This window comes from Microcoleus sp. MON2_D5, assembly GCF_036701905.1.
Classification (GTDB): domain Bacteria; phylum Cyanobacteriota; class Cyanobacteriia; order Cyanobacteriales; family Microcoleaceae; genus Microcoleus.
Genome location: NZ_JAUBRM010000143.1, coordinates 1 through 10,575, shown reverse-complemented (window position 1 = coordinate 10,575; position 10,575 = coordinate 1). Strand labels below are relative to the sequence as shown.

General features: G+C 44.6%; 10 protein-coding genes. 2 read left to right on the top strand and 8 right to left on the bottom strand.

Annotation, left to right across the window (positions count from 1 at the left end; all coding sequences use genetic code 11):
• Positions 1-200 precede the first annotated feature (200 nt).
• The 7 genes from QUA47_RS28880 to QUA47_RS28850 form a co-directional block, all read right to left on the bottom strand.
• Positions 201-431: a hypothetical protein gene (locus QUA47_RS28880; RefSeq protein WP_333433316.1), complete on the bottom strand. Its 231-nt coding sequence runs from the start codon at positions 429-431 to the stop codon at positions 201-203.
• Between the two features lie 72 nt (positions 432-503).
• Positions 504-4,016 carry a CHAT domain-containing protein gene (locus QUA47_RS28875; protein WP_333433315.1) on the bottom strand — a complete coding sequence of 1,171 codons (3,513 nt, stop codon included), beginning with the start codon at positions 4,014-4,016 and terminating at the stop codon, positions 504-506.
• 418 nt (positions 4,017-4,434) lie between these two features.
• Positions 4,435-5,298 carry a DUF1822 family protein gene (locus QUA47_RS28870; protein WP_333433314.1) on the bottom strand — a complete coding sequence of 288 codons (864 nt, stop codon included), beginning with the start codon at positions 5,296-5,298 and terminating at the stop codon, positions 4,435-4,437.
• Positions 5,298-6,254: a hypothetical protein gene (locus QUA47_RS28865; protein WP_333433313.1), complete on the bottom strand. Its 957-nt coding sequence runs from the start codon at positions 6,252-6,254 to the stop codon at positions 5,298-5,300. Before QUA47_RS28865 ends, QUA47_RS28870 begins: the two co-directional genes overlap by 1 nt.
• 295 nt (positions 6,255-6,549) lie before the next feature.
• On the bottom strand, positions 6,550-6,759 hold the full coding sequence (locus QUA47_RS28860; RefSeq protein WP_190661281.1) for a CsbD family protein: 210 nt from the start codon (positions 6,757-6,759) through the stop codon (positions 6,550-6,552).
• Between the two features lie 200 nt (positions 6,760-6,959).
• Positions 6,960-7,787 (bottom strand): PHP domain-containing protein, encoded by an 828-nt coding sequence (locus QUA47_RS28855; protein ID WP_333433312.1) that lies wholly within the window; start codon positions 7,785-7,787, stop codon positions 6,960-6,962.
• 301 nt (positions 7,788-8,088) lie between these two features.
• Positions 8,089-8,370, bottom strand: a complete 282-nt coding sequence (locus QUA47_RS28850; RefSeq protein WP_333433311.1) for a hypothetical protein — start codon at positions 8,368-8,370, stop codon at positions 8,089-8,091.
• A 471-nt stretch (positions 8,371-8,841) separates the two neighbouring features.
• Between QUA47_RS28850 and QUA47_RS28845 the strand changes: the two genes are divergently transcribed.
• Positions 8,842-9,168 (top strand): hypothetical protein, encoded by a 327-nt coding sequence (locus QUA47_RS28845; protein ID WP_190661277.1) that lies wholly within the window; start codon positions 8,842-8,844, stop codon positions 9,166-9,168.
• A gap of 146 nt (positions 9,169-9,314) precedes the next feature.
• Here the strand turns inward: QUA47_RS28845 and QUA47_RS28840 are convergent, their stop codons facing one another.
• Positions 9,315-9,782, bottom strand: coding sequence for a hypothetical protein (locus QUA47_RS28840; protein WP_190661274.1), 468 nt, complete (start codon positions 9,780-9,782; stop codon positions 9,315-9,317).
• A gap of 55 nt (positions 9,783-9,837) precedes the next feature.
• Here QUA47_RS28840 and QUA47_RS28835 point away from each other — a divergent pair, with 55 nt between their 5' ends.
• Entirely contained in the window at positions 9,838-10,458 is a 621-nt protein-coding gene (locus QUA47_RS28835) for a histidine phosphatase family protein (RefSeq protein WP_333433310.1), read from the top strand.
• The last annotated feature ends 117 nt before the right edge of the window (positions 10,459-10,575 follow it).

Genomic DNA, 10,575 nt, shown 5'->3' with positions numbered 1-10,575 from the left:
TTTTTTCACAGTTTTACTAGCTTTTTCATTTTGGCGCTTTTTTCATATATTTGCAAAAGTGAGATGCACCCGAAAGTCCTCTGAAGAGGACTGTTAAATTCATTAGTCCTCTTTAGAGGACTTGCGCTGTGAGGCGGGGATTGAAATCCCCGCCGGAATGTGTGTCAGACGTGTTTGTTAACACCATCAAACACCACAAATCAATGCAAACCCTGACAAATAAACCCCGCCCAATAACTCAAATCATCAAAAGGATTTGACAGAGTGTAAATATTTTCTTTCAAACTTTCATATCCTTTCTTCTGTTTCTGAATCTGATTCTCTTGCTTCGTTATTTTCTTCAAGTCCGCCCCCAACTTATTAAACTTATCCGTCTCCTTGTGGTAGGATTTCTGCCGCAATTTTAACTTGTGTTTTTCCTTTTGAACCACAGCCAATTTTGACTTTAAATCCCCAATAATTCTCTGAAGCAACGGATCGATTTGCGGTTGATAAAGCTCTTTCTACTCCGCACCCGAAATTTTCCGCAACCTCACCTGTGCCCGTCGCAAAGCCTCTGGACGACTCAAACCTTCCCGACGATACTGATAGTAAAAAATCGAAAACAGCGAAGTAGCAAAATCATCCACCGCCCACAAAGTGCTGACCACACTCCGCGCCCCCGCACACAAAAAACCCGTTCCCAAACTAAGAAGATTATCCGTAATTTCCGTACCTCCTAAATTAGTTTCGCAGCAGGACATAAACACATCGGATAACTGCGGCAAGCGCCAACCAGGTGTCATCAATTCCCCTAACGTGATAGTCCCGTCTCCTAAAAACAATCGCGATTCTAAAGGATTGTCCAAACGCGAAACGGCGTGGTGGCTGGAGTGGATTACATTCACATTTTGGGCGAGGTTTCGATAGGCTGCGACTGTTGCTTCTTGACTTCCTTTTAAGCGCTCAGGTTGGGTCACAATTTCGGCAATTTGTTCGCACTCAAAAGGAGTGAAGTACAAATCATCAGTAGCATTTTCCACAATCCCGTATTTGGGCGATTCGATGGTTGGGCGTTGATTGCAATACTCCAAGATTCGGCAACTGGGCACGTAACGAATCAGGATTTTGTCACCAAGGAACACCCTTCGTAGGGGCGGTGCCCCCGTGCCCGCCCTCGGTTGGGGAGATTCTATCGGCAATGCCGCCAGCGGAATCTGATGCAAATACAAATGCGGAATCACAATCAATTCCTCAATCCCATCCAAACAATTACCAATTAACTCATCAACTTTCAACCGCTGCGACAACTGAGACAAAAACTCACCCATCCCCTGTTGCCAAATTTTCGGATGCAGCAAATAAGGCGACAACCACCTCTCGCGAATCCACTTCTGAAAAGTTGCCAAACCCTCTCCATGACAAGTATGAATCTGGGGCGCTTTATCCTTGTAAATCACAAAAACATGAGTGTCATCATCCGTAGTATAAAAACAGAGAATCGCCGTCTTTGAATTGTCGAGGAGTTGCTGCATCGCCGCAAACTGCATCGGATCGACTTGAACTTGTCCAGCTAAAACAGGATCTAAACTGCGAATATTTTCCCAGATTTGCTGTTTTTCCCTTTCCAATTTTTGAATCTTCTCCGTGTAAGCAGACAAATCTGCCCGACTGCGCGACTGACTCCCCACACCGACTAATTCTTTATTGCCTTCAGAAGGTTTGCGGAGTTGTTCAACTTCTGCGTCAATTTCCCGCTGCTTCGCCTCAAATTCCTGCAAATACTTTTGCACGGCGGGTGGAATTTCGCTGCTAGCATACAAGTCATTGCTGTGCATTAAATCGACTAACCGCTGAGCACGGGTTCGGTCGCAATATTCTATGGCTTTTTCGAGTTGGTTGCTGTTGACGCAAGCTTGAATTGCCTTTTCGTAAACATCGATCGATTCTGCTAAAATCTGCTGGCGGATATCGTCGGAAGTTGCCCAACTTCTGCTTTTTTCTACTGCTTTAATAGCTTTCTCGAATCCTTCTAGGGCGATGTCCCAAAAACCAGCAGTGAAAGCGGTATTGCCGAGGTTTCTACCTGATTGCAAGCACTTTAAAGGGAAAGCAGTAGGAGTGCAAATTTCTAATGCTAAGCGAAAACAGGCGATCGCCTCTTCTATATTCGCCGCCATGACTCCTTCTATTCTATCCCTATAGGCAGCCCCCAAATTGTTTTGAGTCCCTGCCCAATTTTCGGGATAAGCCTCGGGGGTATAGACTTTTAATGCTTCCCGATAACAAGCGATCGCCTCTTCTATATTCGCCGCCATGACTCCTTCTATTCTGTTACTATAGGCACCCCCCAAATTATGTTGAGTCATTGCCCAATATTCGGGATAATTATCAGGGGTATAGACTTTTAAAGCCTCGCGATAACAGGCGATCGCCTCTTCTATATTCGCCGCCCTGACTCCTTCTATTCTGTTACTATAGGCAGGCCCCAAATTGTTTTGAGTCGCTGCCCACTTTTCGGGATAAGCCTCACGGGTATAGACTTTTAAAGCTTCTCGATAACAGGCGATCGCCTCTTCTATATTCGCCGCCCTGACTCCTTCTATTCTGCCTTGATAGGCATTCCCCAAACCATTTTGAGCCGTTGCCCACTTTTCGGGATAATTCTCGCGGGTATAGACTTTTAAAGCTTCCCGATAACAGGCGATCGCCTGTTCTATATTCGCCGCCCTGACTCCTTCTATTCTGCCTTGATAGGCATTCCCCAAACCATTTTGAGTCATTGCCCACTTTTCGGGATAAGCCTCGCGGGTATAGACTTTTAAAGCTTCCCGATAACAGGCGATCGCCTCTTCTATTATATTCGCCGCCCTGACTCCTTCTATTTTGCCACTATAGGCATTCCCCAAATTGTTTTGAGTCATTGCCCAATTTTCGGGATAATGCTCGCGGGTATAGACTTTTAAATCTTCCCGATAACAGGCGATCGCCTGTTCTATATTCGCCGCCCTGACTCCTTCTATTCTGTCACTATAGGCAGCCCCCAAATTGTTTTGAGTCCCTGCCCAATCTTCGGGATAAGCCTCGCGGGTACGGACTTTTAAAGCTTCCCGATAACAGGCGATCGCCTGTTCTATATTCGCCGCCCTGACTCCTTCTATTCTCTCACTATAGGCAGTCCCCAAATTATTTTGAGTCATGGCCCAATTTTCTGGATAAGCCTCGCGGGTATAGACTTTTAAAGCTTCTCGATAACAGGCGATCGCCTCTTCTATATTCGCCGCCGTGGCTCCTTCTATTCTCTCACTATAGGCAGTCCCCAAATTGTTTTGAGTCATTGCCCAATTTTCGGGATAATTCTCAAGGGTATACACTATTAAAGCTTCCCGATAACAGGCGATCGCCTCTTCTATATTCGCCGCCCTGACTCCTTCTATTCTGTCACTATAGGCAGTCCCCAAATTGTTTTGACCCATTGCCCATTGTTCGGGATAATCCTCGCGGGTATAGACTTCTGATGCTGCACTATAACAAGCAATGCCTATTTCTAAATTCCATGCCCGCCGCCCCAGGGGAAAGTCCTTAATTAAGCTGCCAAAATTGCCAATATCGGCTGCAATGGATGCAGCTTCTTCTGAGGTAACTTTTGTGAATGCGGATGTAGCCCAAGCTTGTAAGATTCGAGCAAAATTTAAATTCAATTTGTCGAAATTTTGCTGTAAAATACGATATACGACTTGAGGATATCCGCCACTGTCTGACGTTGCTTGCAACACCTCCATCAAGAAAGAAAAATACTCTTCTGGAGTTGCTGTACTGCCGACAAAGTTTGCCAATTGTGCCGCTAGATTCTGCAACCAAGCTGCCTTGGAGTTGCCCTCTGCCGCCATCTTCTCCGCTTCCGCTACCATGACTTGCACAAAATTGGCATCAACTAAGTCTCGATTGGCGTTGAGAATATCATTTACTGTACCGCTAGGGCACTCAAGCAGGGCTTGAATCACTTGGGGATAGGCGGCGATGCGTTGTTCGTCCATTAGAGTTTACCTTTCATTCTGTATATATATCTATCGTCAATGTGGGGGATAATTATGCAGATTCCTGAAAAATTCTAGATATTTGTCTTGGGAATGTTGTAGCGGCGGGTTCACCAACCATCAGCACCAAAAACAAACAATCTCAAAAACCCGCCCCCACCCAACGAGAAATCTCATGTACATCCTTCCCATTTTGTAGACGCGGGTTCACCAACCCTAATCGCCAACAACAAACAATCTGACGAACCCGCCCCCACCCCATGCAAAAAACCCAAAAACGCAATATTTTAATTGTTTTTTTGTATTGATGGCGGGGGTGGGGCGGGTTTTTTAGATTGTTGATTTTTATCAGATATGGTTAGTGAACCCGCCCCTACAAGTCATGAAAATTTATCCAGATTTATGGGAGATTGCCGATTTATGACAAGCCCAAATCATCACCATCTCCCCAAATCTCAGCTAATTTCTCCAACAAATCTTCAGCAATCAGATTCAGTTCCGCTTTGACATCCTCGTCAATATCTGAAGCTTTCTCAACAGGTGAAGATTGATCGCGAGAGAAAGATATATCTCTATTTCCCAAACCTCCACTGCTAGAACCACTTCCCGCTAAAGCCTTCCCTCCTTCATATCCCCAGTCAGATTTCTCACTACTGTGCAAAACTTTATTCAAAATTGCCACAATTTCAGAAATAGATTTGTTTTGCAATTTATCCCGAACTTGTGCTTGTACGGGGTCATCTTCTTCCAAATCAGATAGCAACTCCTCAATTTCACCTTGCAACAGCGGAATTGCCAACTCAATCCGATCCAAATAATCCCACAATTCCTCAACAGGTTTGAGATTAGTTAGAGAAATTTCTTCAGTTTCCTCCAGAATTTCCACAGCCGGAATAAATCCCAAAAGTTTCACCTTATCGAAAGGTTCGGCAAACCCAACAGCGATATAAGCAATGCGATTTTCCCGCACTTCCGGCAGAGAAATCGCCGATTCTCCGAGCTGAACCGGACAGCATTCTATCTTGCCAATCCCCGGCAAAACCAAATCGCCGACATCCAAAACCGCCCGCATTGCTGGATTCCAACTATCACCGCCATCAATATCGGTTTCCATTTCCATCCATTCCAAGAAATAGTTAACCGCCCAAACCGCCAGGGTATTGAAATAAACCCGCTTGCCTTTTTGCGGATTAGCTTGCTCTGAAGCAAATTGCAGAGCCAAATTGCGGGCAGTTTGCTCCAGAGGAATTTCTAACAAATAAGTATCTCTGCTATTCACCATTATTCCTCGGGTTGATATCCAAACTTAAGTGCAATCTCTTTGACGAGAGCCAAACCTGTTCTTTTCCAGTGAGAGTTGAGAGTTTGATAGTCAATGTTTAACTCTGTGGCAATTTTCGACAATTTATCTGGAGGGTCTTGCAACAGCAACCGCAGTGCGAGTACGTGAGAATTGGCATCCGGTCGAGGGCGGCGATTTTCGGGATTATTCGGCTTCTTCTTATCTATTTTTTCATTGGGATAACTGTTTCGCAGTTCTCCCGTCGGATCGTCTTCAATACACTGCCATAGTTGGCGGCCGATGCGCTGCTTATTTTGAGTTTGTTCTCTCTCGATGAGTTGCTCAATCCCATTTTTCGTGGTATGGTCTATCGGTTCTTGAGCCTCAAATTTTTCACCTCGGTTGCTCGCAATCGGAGCATCAAAACTAAGAGTAAAAATCTGTTGCTGCATCCGGCGATATTGGTCATAGACTTTGTTCTTGAGAGTTTTATTGAACCGCTGAACCACTCGGGTTCGCAACACATCAGCAGCGAGATTGTCGAGGTCAATTCCCCTCAAAAATGCCGAAAGCGTTTTGAGAAAACCGCAATAAGCTTCCTGCATCATTTCCTCTAAATCAATATTAGGATAAGGATGCTTGCGAATTCCGGGCAAATCGGGAATGAGTTGGCACAATTGATTTTTGACTCTTTCTTGTTCCTTACTACCCTCTTGCGAGTCTTTCAAGAGTTGGAGAAGTTGGCGTAACTGTTCGTCGGTGTTCACAGGCACGTTCGGATGACATCGAGATAATTCAATTATCCCAGGGAAAATAGCGCTGTAACGTGCCAGCAATAACAAAGTCAACGAAATCGGTTTTAGTTCCCAACCCCTAGGTGGAAGCAACAAGTTGAAACTTGCCACTACAGGAACTAAACCTGCTAAGGCTTCGACGGGGGTATAATGTCTCGTCATAGTCCAGTTTTTGCGTGTTGATACTCTGATATCGCAGCTTTTGGCGGCTTTATGCAGAATAGAGCAAAAATTTTTCGTAAAGGCAATGCGATAAGGACTTCAGTCCTTACTACGAAATTAATCCGGTGTAAAATTAACAATTATAGGGACTTCTCCATTGCGCTTTTGAAGAGATGTCGCAGGAGTCACGCACTTTATGCAAATTCCCAAAAATAAATCATATCAAACCCTATTGATAGCAAAGGATTTGATATGAAGCGAATTCTATTAGCCCGGATTTGGTATAACGCAGTTTCTACAATTTGTCGATCGACCTTTTGGCTTTATCTGCCAGATTTCTCACCGCATTTTTAGCATCTTCTGCTGCGTGGCGGGCGGCAGCTTCGGCTTGTTTAGCTTTGCCTTCAACCTGGTCTTTTCTGTTGCCGGTGATATTACCGAAAATTTCCTGAGCTTTGCCTTCTAAATTTTTGCCGATCGCCTTTGCTCTGTCTTCTGCACTCATAATAAGCTCCGTTTGGCAAGTTCCTTTAGTAACATTGTAAAATCAACTCCCCTGCAATTGCCTTTAACTTCATATTAATTTATATTCTGCTTGACCTCGGTCTTCTTCTGATGACTTACTGCGTGCAAATCCCTCCCTCAAAAAGCGAAGGATTCCTTTTTTTTACAAATGTATACGTCAGCAATATTCGTCCTAAAAAACTATTTCAAACTCGCCGCAGCAACTTTAATCGGTTCGAGCAATTCTAAGGGCAAATGCAGCATATTCAATTGGGTGCTATCTGCTGCTTTCCGTTCCGGATCGGGGCCGTGATAATCGCTGCCACCAGTTGCCAGCAAACCGTAATGAAGACACAAATCTTTCAACTTTTGGATTTGGCTGGAACTGTGGCTGGGATGGTATACTTCAACTCCCATTAAACCAGCCTCTACTAATTCTTTTAAGACTTCCTCAACAGCGCCGCCGCGAAATAAATAAGGGTGAGCCCAAACTGGTACTGCGCCACAACTTTTCAGTAAATCAATGCCTTCGACGATCGAGAATTTCTCGTAATGAACATAAGCCGGGCCGTCATCTCCCAGCCAGCGATCGAATGCTTCCCGCGATGATTTGGCATGACCTGCTTTTACCAGCGCAGAGGCAATGTGAGGCCGTCCCGGTGCCATTCCTGGGGATGTTTTTGGCAGTTCGATCGCGTATCCCATTGCTGCTAATTTTTCGACCATTTCCTGCGATCGGCGAAACCTTCCTTCCAGGCGATCGTTCAAAGGAACTCGCAACTTATTTGCATCGGGATAAAAACCTAAAATGTGCAGCGATCGGCCGTTGTGAACGGTGCTGAGTTCGAGTCCGGGGACTATTTCGATACCGTGCAAAGCAGCGGCGGCGAAGGCTTCATCCCAACCCGACATCGTATCGTGATCCGTGACGGCCAAGGCGCGAACCCCCGAGGACGCGGCCGCGGCTACCAATGCGGCAGGGGTGAGAGTGCCGTCGGAATAAGTAGTGTGACAGTGGAGCTCAAGCATTTTTTCTGGTAAGTTAAAGTCTGTAAAACCTGCAATTATTTCCCTCACTCAGGTGAGATATATCTTCATACTATTTTAGATTTTAGATTTTAGATTGGTAATGAGTGATACTATAAGGGCTCCGAGCTTGTCTACAGTTGCATTTTTTTCGGAACAGGTTTCACTGTCAGCAACATTTTTTCCTCGTTATTTGTAATAACTTGTTGCGCCTTTAATTGGTACATTTATGCTTATTAAAACTCTGCATGACATGGGTATTCAGCCCGCCTTTTCAGTTGAATTTAGATGCAGAACACCTTAACTATTTCTTGATTTCTCGCATTGGGTGAATGACACCCTCTGGCAATTTGGGAGGAACCGGCGATATTTCAATACTTTGTATGTTGTGAACTGGGATAACTACCAGTTTATCTGCCAATTCGAGAATTATCGGGTCTGCAGTCAACATTTTGTGCAGGCGAGTGCCTAAAGTTGCTTGCTCTCCTACTGTTCCCTCTGGCGCAATGAACTGGAAGTGTTGCTGTTTGCCGTTGGTATAGTGGATTGTCAGATCGATAACTCTTTCTTTGTTGGTTGCTTGCATAATTTTTTTCCCTAACAGTCGATCGGGACTTCACAAAATTAACAATAAATCAAAACTGGCGATCGCACCACGATTGGAAAGCTCGTTGCAAAGCTTTTGACCAAACCAGGCTGTCGGTACGAAAGTCCGGTTACTGCTAATTTTATCACAAAAACTGTACTGAAAGTTGCCAACTTACCCAGTATAGAATTACCAGTTGCACTGTCTTCGCTCCCCAATGCGCGAGATCCTTCGCCAGCAATATTTGGTCGATCGGGCTTTCTTGTATGCCACTTGGCAAAGTGGCTCTATTTAGCCTGTCTAGCGACTTTACTCAAAGCGGTCTCAAGTCATACAGCAGAGGCATTTGAGCGCTTTGGGTGTCAAGGTTTTTCGAGGTGGCAACTGTGGAGGTTAGGATAGTGGCATTCTGCTGTCACTGACCTAGAGGATTTTTTTATAAATTAATAACATAACATTCAGGTACAGCTTATGAAATCCACACTTTGTTTTCCAGAAACTTCTCTTTACTCTAACGCAGTCACTGTTAATAATAATGTTATTGACTCTTGTATCCTTGCAGCTTGGATTGACTTAGTAGGAGGAGATTTCGAGAGCTTGGGAGGAGATGATTGGCTTCCCTTGTGCGGCGACATTGATGACGGCGAAATTTATCGGGAATGGTTTTTGTGGCAAGACAGCGAAGTGACTCAAGAATGGGAAGCTTACGATCCCATTACTAACTATCGAGTTGTGGCCTCAAGCCGAGAAATGATGATTTCTAAAATCAACCAAATAGAAGATGCCAGAAAAATTTAGTGACTCGGGAGAATGTTAAATTTTGGTTTGCCACTTTAATAATAATTCGGTCAACAAACCCGGTTTCTCTCAAGCATTAAAGAAACCGGGTTTTTACGACCCAAACTCTAGGGTTTGGTTGAGTTTCACGGGTCCAACCTAATAATTTAGGTCGCTACTGCTTTTTGTTTTTCTCGTTCTAATTTGCGCTGCTTCAAGGCTGCCAGATTTTGTTTAATCGTGTCGAGGGCAAATCCAGCCCCCTGCTGTTGGTATAATTCGCTGGCACGGATCAAATCTGCAACGGCCTCCTCATCCGATCGCAAATTTGCACAAGCTAAGCCGCGATTGTGGTAAGCTTCTGCTAAAGTTGAAACTTTTTCTAAAGCGCTGGTAAATTTATCTTTTGCTTTCCGGTACTTTCCTGACTGATAAGCCTCAATTCCTTGTTGAAAATAAACGGAAGCTTTACTGCCGCTGTCGGTATCGGGAAATTCTGGGTAAGTTAAAATTGGTTCTTTAAAGAGTACAGAAATGCTGCCCTTGCCGAAGTAAGCCCAAGTCATTGTTCCCAACCCAATCCCCAGCACGAGGGCAATAATGACAGACAGAGCAATAAAATTGGTGAGTTCCATAGAGCAATATTTGTTGTATTATAATATGATAAGATAATTTCTAACTTCTGGAACAATGGCTGCGCGGATTGACCTCAACTGGAAAGGGTTTTTCGGATCGCTAGCTTTAGTATTGTCGATCGGCTTAATGATTGCAACGGCAAGTTCTGACGCAGCAACTAACGCGCAAACTCAAGCAGGGTGGCAATTGTTGCAGCGGGGGGAGACGGGGTTGGTGGTAGCAATGCGACACGCGATCGCCCCAGGTACAGGAGATCCTGCTAACTTTAAGTTGGGTGACTGTTCCACCCAGCGCAATTTATCAGCACAGGGAAGAACCCAAGCCAAGCAAATTGGAGCAGAATTTCGCAACCGCAACATCAAAGTTGCCAGAGTTTTATCCAGTCAGTGGTGTAGGTGTTTGGAAACAGCAAAACTGATAAATATAGGCCAAGTCGAACCGTTCCCAGCGCTGAACTCGTTCTTTAGCGACAGCAGCACAGAAGCCAGACAAACAGCGACAATCCGCAAATTAATTGTTGACAACCGCAACACTAAAGGCGCGGTTATTATGGTAACTCATCAAGTAAATATTACCGCTATCACTGATATTGTACCGCAAAGCGGCGAAGCTGTGATTCTCAAAAGCGATCGACAAGGTAAAATCGAAATAGTCGGACGAATTGGAGGATTTTAAATAGATATAGCAATCCTAATTGATTTGTGAACACCCATGGGATAAAATATAAAAAGCATAATAAACAGAGAATTGCCAAAATGGATAGCCCGGTACTCGATCGCAAAAAGCAAGAGT

What these genes read in the sequence shown, in the direction of transcription:
- QUA47_RS28845 (WP_190661277.1), top strand. Translation starts at nt 8,842, where the DNA reads ATGAAATCCACACTTTGTTTTCCAGAAACTTCTCTTTACTCTAACGCA.
- QUA47_RS28865 (WP_333433313.1), bottom strand. Translation starts at nt 6,254, where the DNA reads ATGACGAGACATTATACCCCCGTCGAAGCCTTAGCAGGTTTAGTTCCT.
- QUA47_RS28840 (WP_190661274.1), bottom strand. Translation starts at nt 9,782, where the DNA reads ATGGAACTCACCAATTTTATTGCTCTGTCTGTCATTATTGCCCTCGTG.
- QUA47_RS28870 (WP_333433314.1), bottom strand. Translation starts at nt 5,298, where the DNA reads ATGGTGAATAGCAGAGATACTTATTTGTTAGAAATTCCTCTGGAGCAA.
- QUA47_RS28855 (WP_333433312.1), bottom strand. Translation starts at nt 7,787, where the DNA reads ATGCTTGAGCTCCACTGTCACACTACTTATTCCGACGGCACTCTCACC.
- QUA47_RS28860 (WP_190661281.1), bottom strand. Translation starts at nt 6,759, where the DNA reads ATGAGTGCAGAAGACAGAGCAAAGGCGATCGGCAAAAATTTAGAAGGC.
- QUA47_RS28835 (WP_333433310.1), top strand. Translation starts at nt 9,838, where the DNA reads ATGGCTGCGCGGATTGACCTCAACTGGAAAGGGTTTTTCGGATCGCTA.
- QUA47_RS28875 (WP_333433315.1), bottom strand. Translation starts at nt 4,016, where the DNA reads ATGGACGAACAACGCATCGCCGCCTATCCCCAAGTGATTCAAGCCCTG.
- QUA47_RS28850 (WP_333433311.1), bottom strand. Translation starts at nt 8,370, where the DNA reads ATGCAAGCAACCAACAAAGAAAGAGTTATCGATCTGACAATCCACTAT.